Source organism: Psychrobacillus sp. NPDC096426 (assembly GCF_044762745.1).
Classification (GTDB): domain Bacteria; phylum Bacillota; class Bacilli; order Bacillales_A; family Planococcaceae; genus Psychrobacillus.
In genome coordinates this window covers 112,240-137,977 of the sequence record NZ_JBIWEX010000001.1, presented here as the reverse complement: position 1 = coordinate 137,977, position 25,738 = coordinate 112,240, and the positions used below count along the sequence as shown (strand labels likewise).

31 protein-coding genes and 1 other annotated feature are annotated in these 25,738 nt (G+C 37.7%); of the genes, 29 read left to right on the top strand and 2 right to left on the bottom strand.

Going from position 1 to position 25,738, the window contains the following annotated elements:
- Positions 1-9: 9 nt before the first annotated feature.
- The 18 genes from ACIQYS_RS00710 to pheA all read left to right on the top strand — a co-directional run bounded on the left by ACIQYS_RS00710 (position 10) and on the right by pheA (position 13,246).
- Entirely contained in the window at positions 10-765 is a 756-nt protein-coding gene (locus ACIQYS_RS00710; protein WP_402973351.1) for a prepilin peptidase, read from the top strand.
- An 86-nt stretch (positions 766-851) separates the two neighbouring features.
- Complete coding sequence (locus ACIQYS_RS00705; protein ID WP_402973348.1) at positions 852-1,490, top strand: hypothetical protein; 639 nt, start codon at positions 852-854, stop codon at positions 1,488-1,490.
- A gap of 94 nt (positions 1,491-1,584) precedes the next feature.
- Positions 1,585-2,187 (top strand): Maf family protein, encoded by a 603-nt coding sequence (locus ACIQYS_RS00700; RefSeq protein ID WP_402973345.1) that lies wholly within the window; start codon positions 1,585-1,587, stop codon positions 2,185-2,187.
- The gene (radC, locus tag ACIQYS_RS00695) at positions 2,184-2,882 is read left to right on the top strand and encodes a RadC family protein (protein WP_402973343.1); all 699 of its coding nucleotides are present in this window, start codon (positions 2,184-2,186) and stop codon (positions 2,880-2,882) included. Before ACIQYS_RS00700 ends, radC begins: the two co-directional genes overlap by 4 nt.
- Positions 2,883-2,976: 94 nt before the next feature.
- The gene (locus ACIQYS_RS00690) at positions 2,977-3,996 is read left to right on the top strand and encodes a rod shape-determining protein (protein ID WP_402973340.1); all 1,020 of its coding nucleotides are present in this window, start codon (positions 2,977-2,979) and stop codon (positions 3,994-3,996) included.
- Between the two features lie 13 nt (positions 3,997-4,009).
- Entirely contained in the window at positions 4,010-4,912 is a 903-nt protein-coding gene (gene mreC, locus ACIQYS_RS00685; protein ID WP_402973337.1) for a rod shape-determining protein MreC, read from the top strand.
- Positions 4,909-5,436 (top strand): rod shape-determining protein MreD, encoded by a 528-nt coding sequence (mreD, locus tag ACIQYS_RS00680; protein WP_402973334.1) that lies wholly within the window; start codon positions 4,909-4,911, stop codon positions 5,434-5,436. The genes mreC and mreD overlap by 4 nt, the downstream gene beginning before the upstream one ends.
- A gap of 37 nt (positions 5,437-5,473) precedes the next feature.
- A complete protein-coding gene (minC, locus tag ACIQYS_RS00675; protein WP_402973331.1) occupies positions 5,474-6,145 on the top strand; it encodes a septum site-determining protein MinC in 672 nt (223 codons plus the stop codon).
- Position 6,146: 1 nt separating this feature from the next.
- On the top strand, positions 6,147-6,947 hold the full coding sequence (gene minD / locus ACIQYS_RS00670) for a septum site-determining protein MinD (protein WP_402973329.1): 801 nt from the start codon (positions 6,147-6,149) through the stop codon (positions 6,945-6,947).
- A 596-nt stretch (positions 6,948-7,543) separates the two neighbouring features.
- Positions 7,544-8,089, top strand: coding sequence for a hypothetical protein (locus tag ACIQYS_RS00665; RefSeq protein WP_402973326.1), 546 nt, complete (start codon positions 7,544-7,546; stop codon positions 8,087-8,089).
- Positions 8,082-8,678 (top strand): site-2 protease family protein, encoded by a 597-nt coding sequence (locus ACIQYS_RS00660; RefSeq protein ID WP_402973323.1) that lies wholly within the window; start codon positions 8,082-8,084, stop codon positions 8,676-8,678. Before ACIQYS_RS00665 ends, ACIQYS_RS00660 begins: the two co-directional genes overlap by 8 nt.
- Positions 8,679-8,729: 51 nt before the next feature.
- Positions 8,730-8,810: a sequence feature (ribosomal protein L21 leader region), on the top strand.
- 12 nt (positions 8,811-8,822) lie between these two features.
- A complete protein-coding gene (gene rplU, locus ACIQYS_RS00655; protein ID WP_142643117.1) occupies positions 8,823-9,131 on the top strand; it encodes a 50S ribosomal protein L21 in 309 nt (102 codons plus the stop codon).
- 1 nt (position 9,132) lies between these two features.
- A complete protein-coding gene (locus ACIQYS_RS00650; RefSeq protein ID WP_402973319.1) occupies positions 9,133-9,468 on the top strand; it encodes a ribosomal-processing cysteine protease Prp in 336 nt (111 codons plus the stop codon).
- A 12-nt stretch (positions 9,469-9,480) separates the two neighbouring features.
- Entirely contained in the window at positions 9,481-9,771 is a 291-nt protein-coding gene (gene rpmA, locus ACIQYS_RS00645) for a 50S ribosomal protein L27 (RefSeq protein ID WP_093266255.1), read from the top strand.
- Positions 9,772-9,885: 114 nt separating this feature from the next.
- Complete coding sequence (locus ACIQYS_RS00640; protein WP_402973316.1) at positions 9,886-10,419, top strand: Spo0B domain-containing protein; 534 nt, start codon at positions 9,886-9,888, stop codon at positions 10,417-10,419.
- A gap of 5 nt (positions 10,420-10,424) precedes the next feature.
- Entirely contained in the window at positions 10,425-11,714 is a 1,290-nt protein-coding gene (gene obgE, locus ACIQYS_RS00635; RefSeq protein ID WP_402973313.1) for a GTPase ObgE, read from the top strand.
- An 18-nt stretch (positions 11,715-11,732) separates the two neighbouring features.
- Positions 11,733-12,188 (top strand): ACT domain-containing protein, encoded by a 456-nt coding sequence (locus tag ACIQYS_RS00630; protein WP_402973310.1) that lies wholly within the window; start codon positions 11,733-11,735, stop codon positions 12,186-12,188.
- 185 nt (positions 12,189-12,373) lie between these two features.
- Positions 12,374-13,246: a prephenate dehydratase gene (gene pheA / locus ACIQYS_RS00625; RefSeq protein WP_402973308.1), complete on the top strand. Its 873-nt coding sequence runs from the start codon at positions 12,374-12,376 to the stop codon at positions 13,244-13,246.
- Between the two features lie 65 nt (positions 13,247-13,311).
- Here the strand turns inward: pheA and ACIQYS_RS00620 are convergent, their stop codons facing one another.
- Positions 13,312-13,842, bottom strand: a complete 531-nt coding sequence (locus ACIQYS_RS00620; RefSeq protein ID WP_402973305.1) for a transcription repressor NadR — start codon at positions 13,840-13,842, stop codon at positions 13,312-13,314.
- Positions 13,843-13,977: 135 nt separating this feature from the next.
- Between ACIQYS_RS00620 and ACIQYS_RS00615 the strand changes: the two genes are divergently transcribed.
- The 8 genes from ACIQYS_RS00615 to ACIQYS_RS00580 all read left to right on the top strand — a co-directional run bounded on the left by ACIQYS_RS00615 (position 13,978) and on the right by ACIQYS_RS00580 (position 20,737).
- Entirely contained in the window at positions 13,978-14,850 is an 873-nt protein-coding gene (locus tag ACIQYS_RS00615; protein ID WP_402973302.1) for a LysM peptidoglycan-binding domain-containing protein, read from the top strand.
- 3 nt (positions 14,851-14,853) lie between these two features.
- A complete protein-coding gene (locus tag ACIQYS_RS00610) occupies positions 14,854-15,702 on the top strand; it encodes a phosphotransferase (protein ID WP_402973299.1) in 849 nt (282 codons plus the stop codon).
- 93 nt (positions 15,703-15,795) lie between these two features.
- Positions 15,796-16,416 (top strand): Holliday junction branch migration protein RuvA, encoded by a 621-nt coding sequence (ruvA, locus tag ACIQYS_RS00605; RefSeq protein ID WP_402973296.1) that lies wholly within the window; start codon positions 15,796-15,798, stop codon positions 16,414-16,416.
- Positions 16,417-16,508: 92 nt separating this feature from the next.
- Complete coding sequence (gene ruvB / locus ACIQYS_RS00600; protein ID WP_402973293.1) at positions 16,509-17,519, top strand: Holliday junction branch migration DNA helicase RuvB; 1,011 nt, start codon at positions 16,509-16,511, stop codon at positions 17,517-17,519.
- Positions 17,520-17,536: 17 nt separating this feature from the next.
- Positions 17,537-18,577, top strand: a complete 1,041-nt coding sequence (queA, locus tag ACIQYS_RS00595) for a tRNA preQ1(34) S-adenosylmethionine ribosyltransferase-isomerase QueA (RefSeq protein ID WP_402973291.1) — start codon at positions 17,537-17,539, stop codon at positions 18,575-18,577.
- Positions 18,578-19,717, top strand: coding sequence for a tRNA guanosine(34) transglycosylase Tgt (tgt, locus tag ACIQYS_RS00590; RefSeq protein ID WP_402973288.1), 1,140 nt, complete (start codon positions 18,578-18,580; stop codon positions 19,715-19,717). It abuts the gene before it with no gap.
- Between the two features lie 42 nt (positions 19,718-19,759).
- Entirely contained in the window at positions 19,760-20,023 is a 264-nt protein-coding gene (gene yajC / locus ACIQYS_RS00585; protein WP_142607274.1) for a preprotein translocase subunit YajC, read from the top strand.
- Positions 20,024-20,098: 75 nt separating this feature from the next.
- Positions 20,099-20,737, top strand: a complete 639-nt coding sequence (locus tag ACIQYS_RS00580) for a DUF421 domain-containing protein (RefSeq protein WP_402973284.1) — start codon at positions 20,099-20,101, stop codon at positions 20,735-20,737.
- Here the strand turns inward: ACIQYS_RS00580 and ACIQYS_RS00575 are convergent.
- Positions 20,721-22,247, bottom strand: coding sequence for an oligosaccharide flippase family protein (locus ACIQYS_RS00575; RefSeq protein WP_402973281.1), 1,527 nt, complete (start codon positions 22,245-22,247; stop codon positions 20,721-20,723). The two genes, ACIQYS_RS00580 and ACIQYS_RS00575, sit on opposite strands and share 17 nt — an antisense overlap.
- 92 nt (positions 22,248-22,339) lie before the next feature.
- Here ACIQYS_RS00575 and ACIQYS_RS00570 point away from each other — a divergent pair, with 92 nt between their 5' ends.
- The 3 genes from ACIQYS_RS00570 (at position 22,340) to ACIQYS_RS00560 (ending at position 25,665) form a co-directional block, all read left to right on the top strand.
- Positions 22,340-22,654 carry a post-transcriptional regulator gene (locus tag ACIQYS_RS00570; RefSeq protein WP_402973278.1) on the top strand — a complete coding sequence of 105 codons (315 nt, stop codon included), beginning with the start codon at positions 22,340-22,342 and terminating at the stop codon, positions 22,652-22,654.
- 77 nt (positions 22,655-22,731) lie between these two features.
- Positions 22,732-25,008, top strand: coding sequence for a protein translocase subunit SecDF (gene secDF / locus ACIQYS_RS00565; protein ID WP_402973275.1), 2,277 nt, complete (start codon positions 22,732-22,734; stop codon positions 25,006-25,008).
- A gap of 309 nt (positions 25,009-25,317) precedes the next feature.
- A complete protein-coding gene (locus ACIQYS_RS00560; protein ID WP_402973272.1) occupies positions 25,318-25,665 on the top strand; it encodes a LapA family protein in 348 nt (115 codons plus the stop codon).
- The last annotated feature ends 73 nt before the right edge of the window (positions 25,666-25,738 follow it).

Genomic DNA, 25,738 nt, shown 5'->3' with positions numbered 1-25,738 from the left:
GAGGTAACTATGGATATCGTTATAACAATTCTATTTTTCATATATGGAATCGTATTCGGTTCCTTTTTCAACGTAGTTGGTCTCCGTGTGCCAATAGGAGAATCAATTGTAAAACCTCCTTCGCATTGTATGGTTTGCGATCGAAACTTAACTATAGTTGATTTAGTTCCTGTGTTTTCCTATCTATTTTTGAAAGGAAAATGTAGAGGATGTGGTACGAAGATTCACTGGATGTATCCGGTGATGGAATTTGCTACTGGTTTATTATTTGCATTTGCGTATAGTCAACTAGGCTTCTCTCTAGAGCTAATTGCAGGGATATTATTTATTTCCATGCTTGTTATTATTACTGTTTCTGATTTAGCATATATGCTTATTCCGAATAAGATATTGCTTTTCTTTTTAATTCCTTTAATTATCGTGAGAATTGTTTCGCCGTTAACCCTATGGTGGGATAGTTGGTTAGGGGCTATTGTCGGTTTTGGTCTATTGTTTTTAATAGCAGTGTTGTCAAAAGGCGGTATGGGCGGCGGAGATATTAAATTATTTTTTGTTATTGGAATTGTATTAGGACTAATTCCGACTTTATTGACACTATTTTTAGCTTCTATTATTGGAACGGTGTTTGGTGTTATTGCATTGAAAAAAGCAAAAAAAGGACGGAAAACACCGATTCCATTTGGTCCATCGATAGCGATTGCAGCGATTATTTCCTATTTTTACGGAGAAGTACTTGTCGATTGGTATGTGAATTTGTTTTTTTAACTCGATAAATTTTTAAGATGAGCCGACATAGGTCTCGTCTTTTTTTACGTTGTTCGTGATAAGGTTGTGAAAAAAGAGGTGATGTTATGCCGATTAGAAGGCGAAATCCAAGAAAGAAGATAATTTTAGCAGGTATTCAAGGGCTTGTCATTGGGGTAGTGGGCGTTTTACTATTTGGCTTTATACTAAATTTAGCAAATGATAAAAAAGTAGAAGTTGCAAAGGAAGAAGATACGACACCTGTTGCGGAACAATCTAAAGACAATACAATAGAGGTTGCTGCAGATGGGGCATTATCATTCCATGTAAAACAGTATGGGATGTTTTCTTCGAAAGAAAGTGCAATCTCTTTTATGGCAACGCAGCCCTCTTTAGAAAAAGCTGGTATTGTTCAAGTAGAAAATCAGTTTTTTGTTTGGAGTAATTTATTTTTAAATGATGTGCCTATTACACAAACGGAAGCTCTCCCTAGTTTTACTAAAAATTTGTATGTTTCTACTAGTGGATGTGAGAATCCTAAAGTAAAGAAAATTATTAATCTTTTACAAGAAGATAATATTTCTAAAAATTTTTTTGACTCAATTGCAAAAAAAGAAGACTATCCAGATGATTTAATGACTATTGTACAAGCGATATCAATGTTTTCAGATGTTTCTTCTGTCATGAGATTACACGTTTTTACGCATTATTTAGAACAGAACTCATGCGTAAAATTGAATTTTTGACCTAAATACAAAGGGAAAATGAAATAGTTTTGTTTTTAAAACAATTTTCCTTTTTCCGATTTTTTTGTATGCTATTGAAAAGGAGGAATTTACATTGAAATTAACAACTGATTATTCATTTATACTAGCAAGTGAGTCACCGAGAAGAAAAGAGCTGTTTAGTAGATTAGCTATTCCGTTCGAAGTTCAACCTGCAAAAATTGAAGAAGTGGTGGAAGGTGAACTTACGCCAGAAGAGATGGCAATTTCTATTGCATATAAAAAAACAGTGCCTATTGTTGAAAGAAATCCGAATGCTATTGTTATAGGCGCAGACACGATTGTCCATCTAGGGAAAGAAGTGTTAGGAAAACCGACTAGTAAGGAACAGGCAAAAGAATATTTAAAAAGTCTTTCTGGTCGCACGCATCATGTAGTGACAGGCGTTTCCATTCAAGGAGCAGGGACAAGTATCAGTTTTGCAGAATCCACGCTCGTGACATTTTATGAACTATCAAATGAGCAAATAGATGCTTATGTAGCAACTGGAGATTCATTGGACAAAGCAGGTGCATATGGTATTCAAACAATGGGAGGATTATTAGTCAAAAAAATCGAAGGGGATTACAACAATGTTGTAGGTCTTCCGATTAGTCGTTTGTTTCAAACGTTACTTACACTTGAAGTAGTAGCGTTTGAAAAGGAGTGGAGCAAATGACTGTCAACGTACCACCTTCTTTAATGATTCGTGATGTGCATATAGCTGATCGTCCTCGTGAAAGACTTGTAAGACAAGGTGCACAAAGTCTATCCAATCAAGAATTAATAGCAATCTTGCTTCGTACTGGTACGAAGCAAGAGTCTGTTCTACTTCTAGCAAATAGAGTGCTTAACTTCATCGAACAAATTCAAGAATTAAAAAATACTACGTTAGAAGAAATGATGTCCGTAAAAGGGATTGGAGAAGCAAAAGCTGTCCAACTTCTCGCAGCAGTTGAGCTAGGTAGAAGACTTTCTCAACAACAAACGGATGAAAAATTTACAATTCGCTCTCCGAAAGATGCCGCTACTTATTTAATGCCAGATATGACTTCCTTGAAACAAGAACATTTCGTTGCTCTCTTCCTAAATGTCAAAAACCAAATCCTTCATAAACAAACGATTTTTATCGGCTCACTTAACGCTTCCATCGTACACCCAAGGGAGGTATTCCGCGAAGCCGTAAAACGCTCTGCAGCCTCGATCATTTGCGCGCATAACCACCCCAGTGGCAACGCTTCGCCTTCTCCTGAAGACATCGATGTAACCAAACGTTTAATAGAAGCAGGACTTATAATGGGCATCGAGTTGATCGATCATTTGATCATTGGTGATCATGAATTTATTAGTCTTAAAGAAAAGGGGTACATGTGACACTGGGCATTTTTCTTTCTATCAGTTATAATGAGAGTTATGACTTTAAGACAATTAAGTAAAACTTGTTTGAGATAGAAAGGGAGTAAATATAGTGTTTGGATTTGGATCTAGAGATTTAGGAATTGATTTGGGAACAGCAAATACGCTTGTTTTTATTAAAGGAAAAGGAATTGTATTAAGAGAGCCTTCAGTTGTTGCAAAAAATGTACAAAATGGTTCTATTGTAGCAGTAGGGAATGACGCGAGAAATATGATTGGTCGTACACCAGGTTCGATTGTAGCGATTCGCCCGATGAAAGATGGAGTTATTGCGGATTTCGATACGACTTCTGCCATGATTGAATATTACTTAAAGAATGCAATAAAAGCATCGGGTATGTCATGGAGTAAACCAAATGTCATGATTTGTGTCCCATTTGGTATTACTTCAGTAGAGCAACGCGCAGTAATCGATGCAGCGAAACAAGCTGGAGCACGTGATGCGGTAACAATTGAAGAGCCATTTGCAGCTGCAATCGGTGCAAATTTACCTGTCTGGGAACCTACGGGAAGTATGGTCGTTGATATAGGTGGTGGAACAACTGAAGTAGCGGTTATTTCACTTGGTGGTATCGTAACGAGCGAATCTGTTCGTGTAGGTGGAGACGCAATGGATCAAGCAATTACGAGTTATGTTCGTAAAACATACAACTTAACCATTGGGGAACGAACTGCTGAAGCGATTAAAGTGGAAATTGGATCTGCAAGAGTTACAGGTGCGGAAGAAAAAATGGACATCCGTGGACGTGATTTAGTTACTGGATTACCGAAAACGATTGATATTACATCAACGGAAATTGCGAGTGCTTTGCGTGAATCTATTGCCTCTATTATTGATGGAGTAAAGAAAACGTTAGAGCAAACACCACCTGAATTGTCTGCAGATGTGATGGAACGTGGTATTATGCTAACTGGTGGGGGAGCACTACTGGAGAATTTAGACAAAGTAATTAGTGATCAAACAAATATGCCAGTATTTATTGCAGAAAATCCATTAGATTGTGTTGCTATCGGAACAGGAAAAGCACTTGATCATATGGGCTTATTAAAGCGTCAACAAACTAAAAGTTAAGGAGAAGTGAGTTATGCCACAATTTTTTTCAAATAAGCGATTAGTTTTGCTGCTTGTAGGGATGATATTTCTTGTGGCACTCATCAGCTTTTCTTTGCGAGATCGAAATCATGCATCATTGCCTGAGCAAGTAATTAAAGATGTGGTCGGTTTTGGACAAACTATGTTTTCTAAGCCGACCCAGTATGTGACGGGTATTTTTAATAATGTCGAATCTTTACTTAATACATATGATGAAAATAAACGGTTGAAAGCAAGATTAGAAGATTATGCCACCTTACAAGCTAGTGTAAATGAATTACAGTTAGAAAATGAAGAAATAAGAAAAATTATCGATAAAGAAGAAAGCCTTCGTAAATTCAATCCAATCCAATCTACGGTCATCGCACGGAATCCGGATCAATGGGAAGAAAAGATTATTATTGATAAAGGAGAAACACACGGTGTAGCTGTGAATATGGCTGTGATGACATCCCAAGGATTAATCGGAAAAGTCATTTTAACTTCCAAATTCACGTCAACAGTGGAGCTTTTATCTACCCAAAATCCGAATTATCGTGTTTCAGCAGTTATTGCAGATGAACAAGAAGTATTTGGATTAATTGAAGGATATGATATGGAACGCAAAGAACTTATATTAAAAAGAATAGATTCTGAGTTCGAAGTGAAAAAAGGCCAAAAAGTAACCACTTCTGGTTTGGGTGGAATTTTTCCAAAAGGTATTTTGATCGGTGAAGTTACTGAAGTAACGACGGATGATTATGGCTTAACCCAACTTGCATATGTGAAACCTGCAGCGAGCTTTTCTATTTTAGATCATGTCATTATATCGAAACGATCTATTAATTCTGTAGATGGGACAGATGGTGGAAATACAGAGCGTGATTTATCAGAAGGTGCAGGGGAAGAATCATGATTCGTTATGTAGTAATGGTTATTTCGGTTCTATTGTTTTATATGGAGCCGATTTTTGGACTCTTTTCACCTATTGAATTAAACGGGGACTTTTATGTCTTAGTTCCTCGTTTTTTAATCATTTATTTAATATTTATTGCAATTTATTATGACCGAAAACGGGCAATGCTTTATGGGTTGATTTTTGGGCTCTTGTATGATGTCTTTTTCATTGATATTATTGGATTATATTCTTTTATTTTTCCGTTAATGTGTTTAGTAGCTAGCTTTATCGTAAGATATATACATCATCATTTAATAGTTGCCACTATTTTGACGCTTCTATTAGTAGCTACAGTGGAAATTATATTATTTTTGTTTTATACATTTATTGGTATTAAAACGATGTCATTTGCGGCTTTTTACCAATTTAATCTCATCCCAACGATGATTGCTAATGGTGTATTTATATTAATGTTCGGATGGTTGTTTAAATATATTCTTCTAAATCGGTTTAATCAAAAATTATTACTGCTTCAAAAATAATCGTTTTTGGTTAGACAGTAGATCTGAGGTGACTTGATTGACGAAAAAGCAGTTAATATCGATTAAAGGTACAAAAGAAGGGCTTGTATTACGTCTAGATGATCAGTGTTCATATACAGAGCTTTTAGAAGAGTTAGCGAAAAAGGTATCTGATGAAGGATTTGAAGGTCAAGCGGAAGTGCTGTTACATTTAGGATATCGATATTGCAATAATGAACAGGCCAAAGAAATTATTAACTGTGTGCAACAGACGGAGCATCTTCGCGTTACGAAAATTCAAAGTGATGTAATGACCGTCGAAGAATGTAATAAAAGATTACTAGAAAATCAATCTGAGACCTATGTGGGCATTGTCCGTTCGGGCCAAATCATTACTGCAGTTGGGGATTTGGTCGTAATTGGAGATGTAAATCCAAATGGGCGCGTCATTGCTGGTGGTAATGTTTTTGTACTTGGTCGATTAAAAGGAATCGCACATGCAGGGGCAAACGGGAACCGGGATGCGGTTATTGCAGCCTCGTGGTTAGAAGCGACCCATCTGATTATTGATAATGTCATTGAAACGATGACAGATGAGTTAACAATCTTATCCGAGCAACCGGAAATGGAATGCGCGTATTTACATACAAATGGTTTGATCGCAATTGATCGCCTGCAAGAACTACGATTATTAAGACCAAATTTATCAACATTTAAAGGAGGAAGCTAATGTGGGAGAAGCAATCGTAATAACTTCTGGGAAAGGTGGGGTCGGTAAAACGACAACAACTGCAAATCTTGGAACTGCATTGGCTCTACAAGGGAAAAAAGTTTGTTTAATGGATACAGATATCGGTTTAAGAAATTTGGATGTTGTGCTTGGACTTGAAAATAGAATTATTTATGATTTAGTAGATGTTGTGGAAGGTCGCTGTAAAGTGCATCAAGCACTTGTTAAAGATAAACGTTTTGAAGATAGATTATACTTGTTACCAGCAGCCCAAACAACGGATAAAAATGCGGTAAATCCTGAGCAAATGAAAGAACTTGTAAATGAGTTGAAACGAGATTATGATTACGTCTTAATCGATTGTCCGGCAGGTATTGAGCAAGGGTATAAAAATGCAATTGCAGGTGCTGATAAAGCAATTGTCGTGACTACGCCAGAAATTTCAGCTGTTCGGGATGCGGATCGTATTATTGGGTTGTTAGAGCAGGAAGAATCTATTGATCCACCGAAGTTAATCATCAATCGTATTCGTCATCACTTAATGACTAAAGGCGAAGCGCTCGATATTAATGAAATTACAACGCATTTATCTATCGATCTACTAGGAATTATTGCGGATGATGAGAGTGTCATAAGTTCTTCTAATAAAGGAGAGCCAGTTGTGATGGATCCTTCTAATCGAGCTGCACTCGGCTATCGAAATATTGCCCGCCGTATTTTAGGTGAATCTGTGCCATTAATGTCTATGGACATGCCAAAAAAAGGTGTAATGTCTAAACTTAAATCTATATTTACTAAATAATATGAGCAATAAATGAAGCGGACGACTAATACATTTAGCGTTCGCTTTTTTATATTTTAGCGAAATATAGAATGTATGGTATGAGAATAACTTTCCGTTTCAACACAGAAGCAGAAGGTATTCCACTTTTTAGGGATAATGCGTCTTAAATAGCTTTATCAGGTGACCTCTGCGATTTTCGCTGCAGTCGGACGCTTTCCGCCGGGTGAGCGATGAGCCACCACCGCCGCTTGCGCGTACGTTGTGATGTCTCATTTGCTCACTCATCCGGCAGGAGTCGCCGCCTGCAGCGAAAACAAAGAAAATTGCTAGCTAATCAGTTTCAAATCTTACAGTATATGGTTGAACGAGACAAAAACCGCTGCGAACGCGACAAACTAGCCTTCGAACATGACAAAGACTACCCCTAGCGCGACAAAAAGCCCGCTCAACACGACAAACCCGAAGATCCTATTATTAAGACGCATTATCCCAGTATTGCACAAACTATTTTTCGCGGAAAGCTTCTGAAAACAAGATAGACTTAAAGGTCACTTCCGCTTTTTTTATTCATTAATTTGTACTTGCCATCATACATTCCTACTAGGGGGAATGTTATGCTTTCAAAACGTAAATGGGCGCTTGCGCTACTATTTGTATTAGCATTTTTTATAGTGGCAAATCTAGAGGAAAATAATACGTTATCGACGAATTATACAACCACGCTATTAGAACCTCAAAAGCCAGCAGATGTGTATAAAAAAGTGATGGCATGGGTGGAGCAATCGGATAGAAAAATTAAAGTGAGTGCGCCTGTGGCGGACCCTCCTTTAATCGAATATAAATCGATTCAGCCTTTTGGTGAAGGAGCCATCTTAGCTGTAGAAGAGTCGCAGGATTTGTATGCATCCGAAAATGGAATGATTATTTTTACGGGTTATAAGAAAAACACAAATAAAACGATGTCTATTTTATATGATACAGGGGAAACGGCAACATTTGGATTTGTATCAGAGTTTCACCAACTACCATATACATCAGTGAGTCCAGGAGACATTTTTGCGACTGTTGAGAACGAATTATTATATATTCAAGTAGTAAAAGATGGGGAAAACTTAGAAATGAGCGAACTTGTTGATTGGCTAGCAGCAACCTATGAATAAACAAGTCTTTAAAGTGCATCCTATTATGATACCGCTTTTCCTATTTTTTTATTTATCAGGAGAAATCGCTATCTATTCAATCGTATTTGGTTCCTTGCTTATTCATGAAGTAGGGCACTTAATCGCAGCAAAATTAGTAGGGATAAAAGTTCGATCATGTACGATTTTACCGTACGGCGGAGAGATTAAAATGGAGCAATTTTCAAAAGTGCAAAAAAGTGGACAGCTTTTCGTCATTTTTGGAGGTCCATTTTGTACGCTTTTGATAATGGCTATTAGTTATTTCATTGAATTTCCACAGCATCGATTTATATTTTCTACACAAGCAATGATTTTATGTTTAAATTTACTTCCGATTTATCCTTTAGATGGTGGACGGGCTGTAGATGCGCTTTTTCCGGATAAGTATGAGATGCTAATAGGCTTTTCCATTTGGAGTAGTAGCCTTATTTTTTTTATTAGCTTTGCTTATTTTCCAAGGGCTGTATCAGTTTCGTTCATTTTTTTATTTGTCATTTTGCAAAACTATTCTTATTGGAGATTTCGAAAGTACAAGCTAGCATTTGATAGAATAACGAAAACCGCTTGACGTGAGAATTTATATGTGATAATATTCAAATGTTATTGTTTGTAGCAGCACCCGTTGCTACAACCGCTCTGAGAAGGTTTAAGTACTCAGGTAACTGAGTCACCTTTGCCGAAGGCGAGTCTTAGTCTAAGAGGAGGTGCAAGTATGTACGCAATTATTGAAACTGGTGGTAAACAAATCAAAGTTGAACAAGGGCAAGAAATCTACATTGAAAAATTAGATGTTAATGCTGATGAAGTTGTAACTTTCGACAAAGTTTTATTCGTAGGTGGAGATGATGTTAAAGTTGGTGCTCCATTCGTGGAAGGTGCTAAAGTTACAGCGAAAGTTGTAAAAAACGGCAAAGCTAAAAAAATCATCGTTTTCAAATACAAAGCGAAAAAGAATTACCGTAAAAAACAAGGTCATCGTCAACCATACACTAAATTAGTAGTAGAATCTATTAGTTTATAAGATGATTAAAGTGACGATAACGAGAGATCAATCAGGTCTGATTCATTCATTTGAAATGAAAGGACATGCCGATTTTGCTGAACATGGGAAAGATTTAGTATGTGCAGGAGCTTCTGCTGTATCATTCGGTGCAGTAAATGCTATCATTGCACTTACGGAAATTACACCTATTATTAAGCAAAAAGGGGACGGAGGCTATTTATATGTCGAAGTACCAAGCACTACAAATTCTGAAAAGGGCGCGAATATGCAGCTCATTTTGGAATCGATGATTGTATCTTTACAAACGATTGAGCAAGATTATAGTAAGTATATAAAAATAACCTTCAAAAAGTAGGAGGTGGAACATATGTTAAGATTAGATCTTCAGTTTTTCGCATCCAAAAAGGGAGTAGGTTCGACTCGTAACGGTCGTGACTCTCAATCGAAACGTCTAGGCGCTAAACGTGCTGACGGACAATTCGTATCAGGCGGATCTATTTTATACCGTCAACGCGGTACTAAAATTCACCCTGGTGAAAACGTTGGACGTGGTGGAGATGACACACTTTTTGCGAAAGTTGACGGTGTAGTACGCTTTGAGCGTTTCGGCCGTGACAAGAAAAAAGTAAGTGTATATCCTGTAGCTCAAGAAGCTTGATGATAAGAAAAGGACTGCATTTATGCGGTCCTTTTTTTTTTAGGTGAGAGCAATAACAAGCTATTCCTGTTATACTATAAGAACAAAAGCATAAAACGGAGCGTGGTTACTAATATGGCAGATAAAGAGATAACGATAAACAAAGTACTGCGCCACTCTATGCATGATTTTCTAAATAGTTTACATTTAATACAAATGAATTTAGATATGGGCAGGATAGAAGAGGCAAAAAAATTAATAAGTAATTATTCGTCAAAATGTAATCAGTTTTTTGATATCAATAATGTAGGTCTATCTAAAACAAACGAATGGTTACAAACATTTAGTATAAGATATAATAAAATGACTTTAGTTGTTCAAACATCTCTTTTAACACGTGGAGCAGATAAATATGATGCTGCACTTCGGGAATACTTAGATTGTTTTCTTCAATCCATTTACCCGAATCTTAGAGGATATCAAGAGCAATTATTTAAAGTTCATATTATGACGAATGAACAACTAGAAATCCAAATAGATGTTCAAGGAGATTGGTCTTCCGATTCGTGGATGGAAGAAACATTTACAGGTTTTTTTCATATTGAGAAACTGGTAAATACAGAAAACGAGCTTAAAATTAAGCTAACTGCAAGTGAAAGATTGGAGTGAAATAAATGTTTGTAGATCACGTGAAGATTTATGTAAAAGGTGGAGACGGCGGAGATGGTATGGTAGGATTCCGTCGTGAAAAGTATGTTCCTATGGGCGGTCCAGCAGGTGGGGACGGTGGAAATGGTGGAGACGTAGTATTTGTCGTAGATGAAGGATTACGCACATTAATGGATTTCCGCTATAAACGTAATTTCAAAGCAACTCGTGGTGAGCATGGGATGAGCAAAAATATGCATGGTGCCAATGCGGATGATTTATTCGTAAAAGTTCCTCCAGGTACCGTAGTAACGAATGAAGAAACAGGTGCTGTCCTTGCGGATTTAGTAGAGCATGGTCAAAAAGCAATTATTGCAAGAGGTGGACGTGGTGGTCGAGGAAATTCCCGATTTGCTACACCAGCAAACCCAGCACCAGAGCTTTCGGAAAAAGGGGAGCCAGGATTCGAGTTAAATGTTGTATTGGAACTTAAAGTGTTAGCAGATGTTGGGCTAGTAGGTTTCCCAAGTGTTGGTAAGTCTACTTTATTATCCGTTGTATCTGCAGCAAAACCTAAAATTGCTGCCTACCATTTTACAACGATTGTCCCAAATTTAGGAATGGTCGAAACAGAAGATCATCGTAGCTTTGCGATGGCGGATTTACCAGGACTAATCGAAGGAGCGTCTGAAGGGGTAGGATTAGGACATCAATTCCTGCGTCATATTGAGCGTACACGTGTAATCGTACATGTAATTGATATGTCGGGAATGGAAGGCAGAGATCCATACGAAGATTATTTAACGATCAATGAAGAGTTAAAGCAGTATAATTTACGCTTAACGGAAAGACCTCAAATTATTGTCGCAAATAAAATGGACATGCCTGATGCGGAAGAAAATTTAAAAACATTTAAAGAAAAAGTGGGACCTGATATGAAAGTGTTCCCGGTTTCCGCAATTTCGCGTCAAGGATTACAAGAATTATTGTTTGCTGTAGCAGACTTATTAGAAGTGGCACCAGAATTCCCATTAGAACACTTAACTGAAGAAGAATCGGAAACATCTGTCATGTACAAACATGAAGCGAAAAAAGAGGATTTCGAAATTTCAAGAGATGATGATGGGGCATTCGTATTATCTGGCGGATCGGTAGAACGATTATTTAAAATGACTGATTTCAGCCGAGAAGACTCCATCCGCAGATTTGCAAGACAGCTTCGTGGAATGGGTATAGATGATGCACTTCGCGAGCGCGGGGCTAAAGATGGCGATATAGTACGATTGTTACAATTTGAGTTTGAATTTATCGAGTAAGGAAAGAAGGGGAACCGCATGAAAGACGTAACTGGCCAGCGCTTTTATTTAGTACGGGAGGATGTATTGACCGAAGCTATGCAAAAAACTTTGGAAGCAAAGCATCTTCTCCAATCTGGGAAAGTATCTTCGATTTGGGATGCAGTAAAAGAAGTAGATTTATCTCGAAGTGCTTTTTACAAATATCGTGATGCGGTTTTTCCGTTCCATTCGATCGTTCAAGAACGAATCTTAACACTATTTTTACAGTTAGAGGATCGGGAAGGGACCTTAGCAAGATTACTGCAACTTGTGGCGGGGTCATCAATCAATATACTAACGATTCACCAAACGATACCGATTCAAGGTAGAGCAAGTGTGACGTTATCTTTAGATGTCACTGCAATGACAAAAGAATTAGATGATTTTTTGAATGAAATGAAGCGACTGGACTTTGTAGAATCCGCAGAAGTGATAAGCTCTGGCGCTTTATAAATATATCCTAGTGTCTGCTTGTTTTCCGAAGCTTACCGCTCGCCTTCTGATCAGAAGTTGAGTGGATGCTTCTCTAAATAACAATAGAAGGTCAAAATCTGATCTACTGATTCGTCGCTAGCCTGTGGTAAGCGAATGTCAGAGCGCTAGGTCACTCTGGATTATACAAGTAAGGAGGATTTTGAATGGCAACTCAACAAGTGGCTTTCCTAGGACCGGAAGCTTCTTTTACTCATTTAGCATCAAAGGTTTTATTTGAACATGAAAAGCTAGTACCACTTCGAACGATACCAGCATGTATAGAAGCCGTTTCAAGTGGCAAAGTGGATATTGCTGTTGTGCCGATAGAAAATGCTCTAGAAGGCACGGTACCACTTACAATCGATTATTTATATCACGAAGCAAATGTATCTGTTATTGCGGAGATACTAGCACCTATTCAACAACATTTAATGGTGCACCCATCTAATGCAAAAAAATGGGAAGAGATTCAGACGATCTATTCCCATCCACATGCATTAGCGCAATGTCATAAATATTTGTATTATCGATTTGGCAAAGTTCCGCTTGAACAATCTACTTCGACTGCAGCCGCTGCAAAATACGTTTCTGAAAATGAATGGAATTGTATTGCAGCGATTGGAAATACCTCCGCTGCAACTGAGTATGGTCTTCAAATTGTAGAGCATAATATTCATGATTTTCATTTTAATCATACAAGATTTTTTGTACTCTCTAAAAAGAATAAGAGTATTAAGCAAACGGGACATACAAGTCAAGTGAAGACGACTATAATGCTTACGTTGCCGAAGGATGATCGGTCCGGTTCGTTGCACCAAGTACTTTCTGTTTTTGCTTGGCGAAAGCTCAACTTAAGTAAAATTGAATCAAGACCATTAAAAACAGGGTTAGGACAATACTTTTTTATAATGGACATATTAGAAGATGAGCAAGTCCCAATGATGCTAGGTGCAATGGAAGAGTTAACGGCTTTGGGATGTGAAGTGAAGTCACTTGGATCTTATTATACATATGAAACCGAGAAATCTGCAGATTAATAAAACGCAAGGCGGAAAATAGACACTATTTTCTGCCTTGCGTTTTTATGTTGGTCGCTTTTTAGTTATTCTTCTATTAAATAACCTTTTTTCCTTAGCGCTTCTATGCCGCGATTTAATACTTCTTCAGTTGGTGCAGAAAGTAGATGTAGGTGAATACCTGAAGTAAGTTCTAATAAGAAAGAGGCTTCTGTTTCTCTTACTTTTTTTAAGAACATTTCCACATCATGGCGATTGGACACCATAATAGAAGAGGTGATTTCCCCGTATACTGGATGTTCTACTGTTACATTTTCTACCGTCACACCGGCATCTACTAGTGTTTGAAGCTCATCTTCTGAGTCTTTAGATTGGTGATTGCACGCAACTTTTTTTTGTACATACGCATCTGCATCTTTGTTTGGCAATAGCATATATCCTTGGCTTGTCGAAACAATTGGGATATTTGTAGCTTTTAACAGTGTAATATCATTTACGATCACTTGCCGACTGACATTTGCCAGTTTAGCGAGATCTGAACCGGTAACTGGTTGGTTTTGCTCTACTAAATAAGAAAATATCCAATTTCTTCGTTCTGCACCTTTTAATTTTTTCAATAATAACCCTCCCAACTTGCATAACGAGCTAGCTCCTATTCATAAGTTTATCATGAAGGGAAGTGCTTTTCTAAAAAAACTGTGTCCAATTTAGGTAGTTGCACATAGTTTAAGGAGAAGGGAAGGAGGAAGACTGTGCAAATTCATATTGTCGAAAAAGGTGACACGCTTTGGAAAATTTCAAGAAGCTATGGTGTTTCTTTTGAAGAATTAAAAAGATTAAATGCACATCTCGCGAATCCAGAATATATCGTTCCAGGAATGAAGATTTTTATTCCAGATACAAGAAAAATGGAATCCGTCAATCATCCATACAGCGAGAGTCGCCCAGTTAAAAAAGAAATGATGAAGAGGGAGGAAATGCATACACATCCTGCTCCACAGCACCATGTTCATCTAGAGCATCACGTTCACCCGCACCCAAAAGCGCACCCAGTTCATCCAGCTCATCTAGCTCCAAAAGCGCACCCAGTACAACCGAAAGAACATGTGGTGCAACCGAAAGAACATGTGGTACCACCAAAAGCTCACCCAGTACCACCAAAAGCGCATCCAGTACCACCAAAAGCTTTGCCTGTTCCACCAGTACCACCGGTTAGTCCGCAACCGATTTATAACATAGTGCAAGCTCCACACATAGATATGACACCATCTCCACAAGGTTGGAGATTAGTTGAGTCAACATCTATCCATATTGAAGCACATTTTAATGAGCGTGAAAGAGTGCCAGTACCACCACCAGCACCACCACCACCAGCACCACCGGTTCAGCCTGTTCTACCAATACAACAAATACAACCAGTAGTGGAAGAACCATCCCCTACATTCTCACCATTATATCCATGTCCACCTATGGAAGAGTACCCACACATGGAAGAGTATCCAACCATGCAGGAATACCCGTACATGCATCCACAAACGCAAGCGTACTATGGTGGCTGTCCATGCGTACAGATTTGTTATGTACCGGTATATCCATGCCCACCATATCCGTACCACCACTTTTAAAAAGTGAGTTACTATATTCGACAAATAAAAAAAAACGTATGGAAATGGAAAAATGAAAACGGGGTATTTTCTGTAAAGAAATATCCCTCTGAAGAACAGGCTGAAAAAATTCGTTTCATTCACGACAAATTACAATATATTGAGAATCCTTTTGTATTACCGGTAATAGAATCTCCTCAACTAGATTTCATTATTCAACCATGGTTTAAAGGAACGCATACGGTGAATTACAGTAATGAGGAAGATCGAAAAGCGGTTTACTCACTACTTACTCGTTTGCATAAAACGAACGAAATAATTGCTTGGGAAGATAGCAAAGTACTCTATGCATTTAATTTGATTTCCAAATGGCAAAATCGTTTATTAAAGATGAAAGAGATATCTTTTTTTGTAGAATCGTTTATAGGAGTTAGCAACACCAAGATGCTTTTGATGTATGGTGATATGGCATTAAAAGATATGATACCATTTGATATGCAAGACCGAACATTATTGCATGGAGATGTGGTGCATCATAATTTCTTATCGGACGGTTCCACTTACAAAATAATTGATTTTGATCTTGCAGTAATTGGCCCAAAAGAGATGGAAAATATTTTGTGGATGCATCGTGTACTTTCTGAAATTGATTATGATATTCACTTATTAATGAATGAATTTCCAATGCTTGAAAAGGTAGTGTGCAAGCATAAAGAAGCGATGATGTATCCCAACGAATTGTATAGAGAATGGTTATATGCATATGCTTTGCCATTAGAACGTAGGCAGAAGTTTATCGATCAGTTAGTTCCATATACGAATAAGGCGTTAACGGAATGGCCTAATTTATGCTATAATTTAAGTAAGCTTTAGTAAATCCTAGTCGGAGTTGGTCGCTCGTTTATGGAGCGGCCATCTTTGTTTGTTATGGTATACTGGATATATTGATTGTGAGGGATTTAAGGAATGTATGATTACATAAAAGGCAAGGTTACACGAGTGACACCAGAGTATGTTGTATTGGAGTTACAAGGAATCGGATATCAGCTGTTTACACCAAATCCTTTTGCGTTTAGAAAGAGTGAAGAAATAATCCAAGTATATACCCATTTTCATGTTCGTGAAGATATGCAACAGTTAATGGGTTTTTCTACTTTAGCGCAGCGAGAGTTGTTCCGAAAGCTCATTCTTGTATCTGGGATTGGACCTAAAGGAGCGCTTGCAATATTAGCTAGTGGTGAGCCGACACATGTTATCCAAGCAATTGAACGAGAAGATGAAACGTTTCTGGTGAAATTTCCAGGTGTTGGAAAGAAAACAGCTCGTCAGATGATTTTAGACTTAAAAGGGAAGTTACACGATCTCATGGATTTAGAGCAAATCGAATTCTTGGATGATGAACCGACATTATTTGCGGATAATACTGCGGACCATGAGTTAGAAGAAGCAATGTTAGCACTTACGGCACTCGGATATTCAGAACGTGAACTCTCAAAAGTTCGTCCTAAATTAAAAGACAACAAAGAGCTTCAATCAACTGATGAATTTATGAAAAAAGCATTGCAATTATTATTTTCCGGGAAATAAGTAAAGCGCAAACGCCTATGTCTGTTCCCTTAGGACAACGTTTTTCAGCGACTAGCCATGCGCTGGATCAATAAAGAAAGGAGGTTCTTGGCATGACAGAACGTGTGATTTCAAGCGAGATTTCTAATTATGATGAACCTTATGAACAATCGCTTCGTCCACAATTATTAAAACAATATATTGGACAAGATAAGATTAAACATAACTTAGAGATTTTCATTGAAGCGGCAAAAATGAGAGGCGAAAGTTTGGATCATTGTCTTTTGTACGGACCTCCGGGACTCGGTAAAACGACACTTGCTTCCGTTATTGCAAATGAAATGGACGTACAAATCCGTATGACCAGTGGACCTGCTATTGAGCGACCAGGTGATTTAGCGGCTATCGTTAGTTCGCTTGAACCAGGTGATGTATTATTCATTGATGAAATACATCGACTGAATCGTTCCATTGAAGAAGTACTATACCCTGCAATGGAGGACTTTTGTTTAGATATTGTTGTAGGAAAAGGTCCAGCAGCAAGAAGTGTTCGGCTAGATTTGCCACCATTTACGCTAATCGGTGCAACGACAAGAGCTGGTGCATTGTCTGCTCCACTCAGGGACCGCTTCGGTGTATTACTACGATTGGATTTTTATGATGAAGAAGCACTTACGTCGATTGTGGTGCGAAGTGCAGAATTATTTAATGCTTCGATTGATTTTGAATCTGCAGGTGAAATAGCAAGACGTTCGAGGGGAACTCCTCGTATAGCAAACCGCTTATTAAAACGTGTACGTGATTATGCACAAGTACGTGGAAATGGTCACATTTCATTAAATCTAGCAAGAGAAGCGCTAGAGCTTCTTCAAGTGGATCCGAGAGGATTGGATCATATTGATCATAAGTTATTGATGGCAATGATTGAAAGATTTAGAGGCGGACCAGTTGGTCTAGATACGATTGCTGCAAGTATTGGAGAAGAATCTACGACGATAGAAGATGTGTATGAACCATATTTATTGCAAATTGGGTTTATACAACGTTCCCCAAGGGGAAGAATAGTAACGCCACTCGCTTACGAGCATTTAGGGATGCCGTTACCGATAGAAAGAAACGACTAATAAAGGATGTACGCCAGATGAGAGTAGAAGATTTTGATTTTGATTTACCAGAAGAACTGATTGCACAAACGCCATTACTGGATCGGACTAGTAGCAAGCTATTAATAGCAGATTATCCAAAGAAGACGTTTACACACACACATTTCTCCGCCATTTTGGATGAATTAAAAGCGGGGGATTGCCTCGTTTTAAACGATACAAAAGTAATGCCGGCCCGTTTAATGGGAGTAAAGGAAGAGACCGGCGCAAATGTAGAAGTGCTTTTATTGACACAAATTGAAGGGGATCATTGGGAGACGCTTGTTAAACCGGCAAAGCGTGTCAAAATAGGAACAACGATTGTATTCGGTGACGGGCTACTGCGCGCTGTTTGTACCGACATAAAAGAACATGGCGGACGTATATTCCGCTTTGAATATGACGGTGTGTTTTTTGAAGTATTAGACCAACTGGGCGAGATGCCTTTACCACCGTATATTCATGAAAAATTGGAAGACAAAGATCGTTACCAAACCGTTTATGCAAAAGAACAGGGTTCGGCTGCTGCACCAACTGCGGGACTTCACTTTACCGAAAGCTTATTAGATGACATTCGAGCAAAAGGTGTTAAAATAGCGTTTGTTACACTTCATGTAGGACTTGGAACATTCCGTCCGGTTAGTGTGGATTCGATTGACGACCACGAAATGCATTCGGAGTTTTATCGTATAACGAAAGAAACAGCAAATACGATAAATGAAGTAAAAGCTGCAGGGGGCAAAATAGTTGCAGTTGGCACTACTTCTACACGAACGCTTGAATCGGTTGCATCTAAGTTTAACGGAGTATTGCAAGAAGATAGTGGCTGGACATCTATTTTCATCTATCCGGGATACGAATTTAAATGTATTGACGGAATGATTACAAATTTCCACTTGCCAAAGTCAACGCTTGTAATGCTTGTAAGCGCACTTACTTCAAGGGACTTCATATTGTCTGCATACAAAGAAGCAATCGATTTGCGCTACCGATTTTTTAGTTTTGGAGATGCAATGTTTATAAAAGGAAGGAATTTTTAAATGGCAGCAATTACGTATGAGTTAATAAAAAAAGATAAACAAACAGGAGCTCGACTTGGTATCGTGCATACACCACATGGTTCGTTTGAAACGCCAACGTTCATGCCTGTTGGAACACAAGCTACAGTAAAGACGATGGCACCAGAAGAAATAAAAGAAATGAATGCGGGCATAATATTAAGTAATACGTATCATTTATGGCTTCGTCCAGGTCACGATATTATTCGAGAAGCTGGTGGGCTGCATAAATTTATGAACTGGGACCGTGCTATTTTAACTGATTCTGGCGGATTCCAAGTATTTAGTTTAAGTGATATGCGTAAGATTGAAGAGGAAGGCGTTCACTTCCGTAATCATTTAAACGGGGATAAATTATTTTTAAGCCCTGAAAAATCAATGGAAATTCAAAATGCATTAGGTTCAGATATTATGATGGCATTTGATGAATGTCCGCCATATCCGGCTAGCTTTGAATATATGAAGGCATCTGTCGAACGTACATCTCGATGGGCAGAACGTTGTTTGACTGCACATACAAACACGGATAAACAAGGTCTATTTGGGATTATCCAGGGCGGGGAGTATGAGGAATTACGTCGCCAATCTGCAAAAGATTTAATTTCAATGGATTTCCCAGGTTATGCAATTGGGGGGCTATCGGTCGGCGAGCCGAAAGACGTGATGAATCGTGTTCTTGATTTTACAACGCCTTTAATGCCGGATAATAAGCCTCGTTACTTAATGGGAGTTGGGTCTCCAGACTCGTTAATCGATGGTTCAATTCGTGGTGTAGACATGTTTGACTGTGTGTTACCGACTCGAATAGCTCGTAATGGTACATTCATGACATCGAAAGGTCGTTTAGTCATTAAAGGTGCAGCATTTGCGCGTGATTTTGGACCGATTGATGAAAAATGTGATTGCTACACATGTAAAAACTACTCGAGAGCATACATTCGTCATTTGTTTAAAGCCGATGAAACATTTGGACTTCGCTTAGCATCGTATCATAATCTTCATTTCTTGATGAAGTTAATGGAAAATGTACGTCAAGCGATTCGAGAAGATCGTTTACTCGACTTTAAAGAAGAATTTTTTGAAGAATATGGGTATAATAAACCAAATGCAAAAAACTTTTGATTCTTGTATACTATAAAGAGAGAAAAAGGAGGGGAACAATATATGGATACTTTGGTAGGCTTATTACCGATAATTGCGATGTTTGCTGTGATGTGGTTTTTCATCATTCGCCCGGCACAAAAACGTCAAAAAAATACAGCTTCAATGCAAAATAGTCTAAAACGTGGGGATCAAATCATTACAGTTGGTGGTTTACACGGGAAGATAGATGCAGTGGATGATCAAACAATTTTCGTAGTAGTTGCAGACGGTACTCGTTTACAATTCGAGCGCGTTGCAGTTGGACGAGTTGTATCTGAGTCATAAGAAAAGGAAAAGAACTTACTCAAAATTTACGAGTAAGTTCTTTTTTTCTGGGCACAGTAAGAATGAGGTGATCAAATGCAAGATATTCTCATCATAATACTTCGGACGATTATATTATATTGGGTTATACTAGGTATTTTACGTATAATGGGAAAGCGAGAAGTCGGAGAGTTAAGTATTTTCGATTTAGTTGTTTTTTTATTAATAGCAGAGGTCGGTGCCTTTGCTTTAGATGATCCAAATAGAAACTTTATTCATGCGATAGTACCAATGGTTGTTTTATTGATTATCCAAATTGGAGTTTCTTACTTTTCATTGAAAAGTAAAAAATTTCGAGATGGAATGGAAGGGAAGCCTTCAATTATTATGAAAGAAGGTATTATTAATGAAAAAGAAATGCGAAAACAGCGATATAACTTAGATGATTTATTGCAACAATTACGTGAACAGCAAATTGGGTCCGTCCAATCCGTTTCTTATGCATTTTTGGAGCCTTCTGGTAATTTGTCCGTTTTCAAAAAAGAAGAACAACAATACGTATTTCCGCTCATCATTGATGGAGAAATCCAACTAGGTCATTTAGAACGAATTGGAAAAAACGAAAAATGGTTACGGGAGGAACTAGAAAAACAATCGATTACGAACATAAAAAAGATATTCTATTGCAGTTACGAGGAAGATGCGCTTTATATACAACTTAAAACTTCTTTTTAGAGGTACGAGCAATTTTAAGAATCACGGCTATTTCTTTTCGCTTTATTTGTCTAGTTAATACTAATCCTATTGTTAAAAAGAGTAAGGTGTACAGGCAATCGACGATTAAAGACCGTTCGCCTATGGCAATCAGAAGTGGTCTTCCAATAATCGTGATTAAAAAAACCGCATAAGGTAGCACAAAAAACGAGAAACCGATTTGTGCTTCTTTTTTCTCTCTTAACGAAGCGATATGTAAAAATGACGTGATTAATACCCCAAAACCAATCGCTACAATAGCTCCTTTTTCTTGAATTGAAACTTGTGATGCAAGGAAAAACAATAATAATAATTTCCCAATGCCACCGTATAACGAGTTTAAAAAAGCAGCTTTTGAATTGTTTAGCGCTTGTAAAATAGAAAATAATGGACTCTGAATATAATAGAAGAAAAAAATAGGTGACAATATCTTCATGTAAACAGTGGAATCTTCTACATGAAAAAGGGCGGAAACTAAGTCGCCACCATGCAAATAAAACAAAGCTGCGGCATAACATCCGGTTAATGTAGAAAATTTTAACGATAAGTGAATTCGTTCTTTTAAAAGGGAATGATCCCTTCTAGCAAAAGCATCACTCACTGCTGGGATTAATACAATCGAAAGAGCATAGGGAATAAACGAAGGAAACAGTAATAATGGTATCAATACTCCAGAAATGACCCCGTACAACGTAGTTGCGGCAATGCTAGTAACACCTGTTACAGCGAGTGCTTTGATGAAAATAATCGGTTCTAAAAACCAAGTAAAAGATCCAAATAACTTACTTCCTGAAGATGGTAGAGCAATCGAAAAAATAGGGGATAATGGATAATTTTTTTTCTCCTTTACGTATTGTTGTTTCGTTTTCCACTTATCATATTTCCATTTTAAATAGAGTAAAGATGCAACTTCAGCAAGCAATGTCATGCACATTGCGTAAGCTGCTGCTTCTTGAGGAGAAGCGGAAGTGAGTAATAATGGTAACAAAAAGGTGATGAGCAGTATACGAATAATTTGTTCCATCAGTTGCGCTACTGCTGTTTCTTCTAATCTCGCAATCCCTTGGAAAAATCCTTTAATAACACCGCTTGCTGCTGCGAACGGGACAATGGCAATGGATACATACAAAGTCATCGTTATGGCGTCATTTTTCAATAAACTACCTGAAATAAATGGCGTGACAAATACAAAAAATGGTGTGAAAATAAGAGTAGAAATGACCGTAATAATGACAGAAGTACGCATGACAGTGAAATACTTAGAAATCGCATTTCTTGTACGTAATTCAGCAATTATTTTAGCAATGGCGATAGGAATTCCAAGTTGAATGAGAGACAAGAAAAAAATAAAAGCCGGGTAGGCAGTCATATAAATACCAACCGCCTCTTCGCCCGTTAACCGGACAAATTGCATTCGATAAATAAATCCTAAAAACTTAGACAAAAAAATGGAAAGCATTAACACAAGAGAGCCTTTTAAAAAAGTCGACAAATAAACACTTCCTTCTCAAATACAGGAACATCGTTTACAATTACAATATGCTTTATATCTCGTATATTATTCGTTAAAAGGGGTGTGGTATTTTGGAAAACACATATGAAGACGTATTTACGCACGTACTACCTGCTTTAGAGAGTAAGAAAAGTGAATTTGAAGTGTATCAGTACGCCACAGTTACGGAAAGTGACATATGGAAATATTGTGTGTCCAAAAAATGGCGCAAAAAAGACATTGCGACTTTGCCTTTATACCAAATTGTCAATGATGTGCTATCGATTTCACCAGCAGAATATATGACGTTCGAACAAATTGATCAATTTAAAACGGCTAATTGGTTTTCAGAGATCAATCAAGAAGAGTTGCATCTATTATTAAATCCAAAAAATGTAGATGCTTAAAGTAACCGTTATTTGACAGTCAGCGCATCGTGTTTCATAATAAATATGTTGCGTTTTTTTGAGGAGGATACATATATATGAAAACTAGGGGACGCATAGTTGCGTTTTTATTGCTTATCGTTATTTTTGCAGGGACAATCAGTCCTACTGTAAGTGGAGTCTTAAACAATATTAAACTTGGTTTAGACTTGCAAGGTGGATTTGAGGTTCTTTATCAAGTGGAGCCTTTAAAAGGAAAAGAAGATCAAAAAATTACAGAAGAAGTCGTAAAAGACACGGCTGCGGCTCTTACTAGTCGAATTGACGTATTAGGTGTAAGTGAACCTAGTATTCAAATTGAAAGTGGTAACCGTATTCGTGTGCAGCTTGCAGGAGTAGAAGATCAAAACTCAGCAAGGGAGTTGCTTTCTACACAAGCGAATCTGACTTTCCGTGATTCAGATGATAATATTATGTTAGACGGAAACGATTTAAAACAAGGTGGAGCAAAGTCCGCTTATAATCAACAAGGGCAGCCAATTGTTACACTAGAATTAAAGGATGCAAACAAATTTGCAGAAGTTACTTCGGAAATCGCAGCTAAACCTGCTCCAGATAATGTCTTGGTTATTTGGCTCGATTTTGAAGAGGGAGTGGATTCTTACAAAACAGAAGTTTTAAAACCAGAACCTAAATTTACTTCTGCACCAAGAGTTTCTCAACGAATTAATTCCGATCGTGTTGAAATTTCCGGAGCATTCTCTGTACAAGAAACAAAAGACCTATCCGGTATTTTAAATGCAGGTGCATTACCTGTTCATTTGGATGAAATATATTCGACATCAGTGGGTGCACAATTTGGTTCACAAGCTTTAAGTAGTACAATATTAGCTGGAATTATCGGGGTTGCTGCAATCTTTATTTTCATGCTTTTATACTACCGATTACCAGGTTTAATAGCAGTTATTTCATTAGTTGTTTACATCTTCTTAATCCTTGTAGTATTTGATTGGATTAATGGTGTATTGACACTACCAGGTATCGCGGCGATTGTTCTCGGGGTAGGGATGGCAGTTGATGCGAATATCCTCACGTATGAACGTATAAGGGAAGAACTGCGGGTAGGTAAATCAGTTAAAAAAGCATTTGATACCGGTGCAAAAGAAGCCTTCACGGCTATTTTTGATGCGAATATCACTACTCTTTTAGCAGCGGCAGTATTGTTCTACTTTGGGACAAGCTCTGTAAAAGGATTTGCCACTTTATTGATTATTAGTATTATTGTAGTTTTCATCACTGCAGTTTGGGCATCTAGATTATTATTAGGATTACTTGTACACAGTGGGTACTTGGATAACAAGCCAGGCTGGTTGGGTATTCCTAAGAAACGAATTCATGCTCCTGAAGAGGAAGTAGACACATTAGATTTAACTACTAAATTTGACCGTTTGGATTTTGTACACACTCGTAAAATTTTCTATATTTTTTCAATTGCTTTAACGGTTGCGGGAATTATTCTTTTAAGTACGTTAAAATTAAACTTAGGAATCGATTTCACTAATGGTACTCGAGTAGAACTTCAATCGACAGAATCTTTAACGAGAGAGTTTGTAGCCGAAAAGATTGCTGAAATTGGCTTGCCTTCTGAAGACATTGTTCTTTCCGGAGAAAATAGTGATATAGCAGTCATTCGTTATAAACAAGACTTTTCACAAGAAGAAATAAAAACACTGAAAACGGAAATGATGGAGCAATTTGGTATAGATCCAAATGTAAGTAGCGTTTCTCCAACTGTTGGTAAAGAGCTTGCAAAAAATGCGATAAAAGCACTCCTTGTTGCAGCTTTAGGTATTGTTATTTACGTAGCATTCCGTTTTGAATGGAGAATGGGACTTGCTTCGATTGTATCGTTGTTGCACGATGCATTTTTAATCGTCACGGTTTTTAGTATTTTACGTTTAGAAGTAGATATTACATTTATTGCCGCCGTCTTAACAATTGTCGGTTATTCGATTAACGACACCATTGTTACGTTTGACCGTATACGTGAAAATTTACATCGTAGCAAAAAGATTACAACTGAAGAGGAACTTTCAATTATTGTCAATAAGTCTTTAAGACAAACACTTACACGTTCTGTGAATACGGTATTAACCGTTATTTTAGTAGTCGTTGCACTTCTACTATTTGGTGCAGAAGGTATTCGAAACTTCTCGATTGCATTGTTAATTGGTTTAATCGCAGGTACGTATTCTTCTATTTTTATCGCAGCTCAGTTATGGTTCGATTTGAAAGTGAAAGAATTGCGTAAAACCGGCGGACTTGATGTGAAGAAAGAAGAGAAAAAATGGGGTTCTGATGAGCCTGTAGTTTAAGCATTATCCATCTTGGGAACAGAGATTATATTCTGTTCCCTTTTTTTATTATAGTCCAGCTTCAGCGCCTTCCCCCTCGGGGGAAAATGGGAAAAAGCTGCTCCTGCGCAAAGCTCGTAGCAAACAAAATCGCTTATGGTGGCTGCGGAGCTGCCTCCTGGGCCCGCACGATGCGGGTCATGTCTGCTTTGCCGCAGGATGTGGCGCACTTTGCCGACCTACCCATACCCCATTTGCCTGTCGGGGTAGAGATAGGCGCTTATGCTTTTTTATGGTAAAGTAAAAATAAAAAGTAAATGGGGTGCTAAGATGAAATTTCAGTGGTCGCTATTATTCGGATTATTATTTGCAGTTATTATTGCGCTATTTGCGGTTTACAACGTTGACTCCGTACCTGTTAATTATATTTTTGGTACAGCTGATTGGCCACTTATTTTAGTAATACTCGGTTCTGCTTTATTAGGAGCGCTTTTAAGTGGTGCTGTTGCAATTTATCGTTCGTTTGTACTTTCAAGAAAAGTAAAGCATCTTGAAAAAGAGCTAGAAAAGAAAGAGGCTTCCATTAGTGATTTGCAAAATGAAATCGTTGTACATCAAAAAAAATCATTACAAGTAGAAAAGCCAAAAGAAGTAAAAAATGAAAATACAACGATTTAACTTGAATCAGCAAAGGAGTTGTACCAAAATGTTCTTTTGGATACAACTCTTTTTTACGTTATAATAGAATATA

Coding starts and splice junctions, on each gene's coding strand:
- ACIQYS_RS00710 (WP_402973351.1), top strand. CDS start 10: ATGGATATCGTTATAACAATTCTATTTTTCATATATGGAATCGTATTC.
- ACIQYS_RS00705 (WP_402973348.1), top strand. CDS start 852: ATGCCGATTAGAAGGCGAAATCCAAGAAAGAAGATAATTTTAGCAGGT.
- radC (WP_402973343.1), top strand. CDS start 2,184: ATGACTGTCAACGTACCACCTTCTTTAATGATTCGTGATGTGCATATA.
- mreC (WP_402973337.1), top strand. CDS start 4,010: ATGCCACAATTTTTTTCAAATAAGCGATTAGTTTTGCTGCTTGTAGGG.
- mreD (WP_402973334.1), top strand. CDS start 4,909: ATGATTCGTTATGTAGTAATGGTTATTTCGGTTCTATTGTTTTATATG.
- ACIQYS_RS00665 (WP_402973326.1), top strand. CDS start 7,544: ATGCTTTCAAAACGTAAATGGGCGCTTGCGCTACTATTTGTATTAGCA.
- ACIQYS_RS00660 (WP_402973323.1), top strand. CDS start 8,082: ATGAATAAACAAGTCTTTAAAGTGCATCCTATTATGATACCGCTTTTC.
- rplU (WP_142643117.1), top strand. CDS start 8,823: ATGTACGCAATTATTGAAACTGGTGGTAAACAAATCAAAGTTGAACAA.
- ACIQYS_RS00650 (WP_402973319.1), top strand. CDS start 9,133: ATGATTAAAGTGACGATAACGAGAGATCAATCAGGTCTGATTCATTCA.
- rpmA (WP_093266255.1), top strand. CDS start 9,481: ATGTTAAGATTAGATCTTCAGTTTTTCGCATCCAAAAAGGGAGTAGGT.
- ACIQYS_RS00640 (WP_402973316.1), top strand. CDS start 9,886: ATGGCAGATAAAGAGATAACGATAAACAAAGTACTGCGCCACTCTATG.
- obgE (WP_402973313.1), top strand. CDS start 10,425: ATGTTTGTAGATCACGTGAAGATTTATGTAAAAGGTGGAGACGGCGGA.
- ACIQYS_RS00630 (WP_402973310.1), top strand. CDS start 11,733: ATGAAAGACGTAACTGGCCAGCGCTTTTATTTAGTACGGGAGGATGTA.
- pheA (WP_402973308.1), top strand. CDS start 12,374: ATGGCAACTCAACAAGTGGCTTTCCTAGGACCGGAAGCTTCTTTTACT.
- ruvA (WP_402973296.1), top strand. CDS start 15,796: ATGTATGATTACATAAAAGGCAAGGTTACACGAGTGACACCAGAGTAT.
- ruvB (WP_402973293.1), top strand. CDS start 16,509: ATGACAGAACGTGTGATTTCAAGCGAGATTTCTAATTATGATGAACCT.
- queA (WP_402973291.1), top strand. CDS start 17,537: ATGAGAGTAGAAGATTTTGATTTTGATTTACCAGAAGAACTGATTGCA.
- tgt (WP_402973288.1), top strand. CDS start 18,578: ATGGCAGCAATTACGTATGAGTTAATAAAAAAAGATAAACAAACAGGA.
- yajC (WP_142607274.1), top strand. CDS start 19,760: ATGGATACTTTGGTAGGCTTATTACCGATAATTGCGATGTTTGCTGTG.
- ACIQYS_RS00580 (WP_402973284.1), top strand. CDS start 20,099: ATGCAAGATATTCTCATCATAATACTTCGGACGATTATATTATATTGG.
- secDF (WP_402973275.1), top strand. CDS start 22,732: ATGAAAACTAGGGGACGCATAGTTGCGTTTTTATTGCTTATCGTTATT.
- ACIQYS_RS00560 (WP_402973272.1), top strand. CDS start 25,318: ATGAAATTTCAGTGGTCGCTATTATTCGGATTATTATTTGCAGTTATT.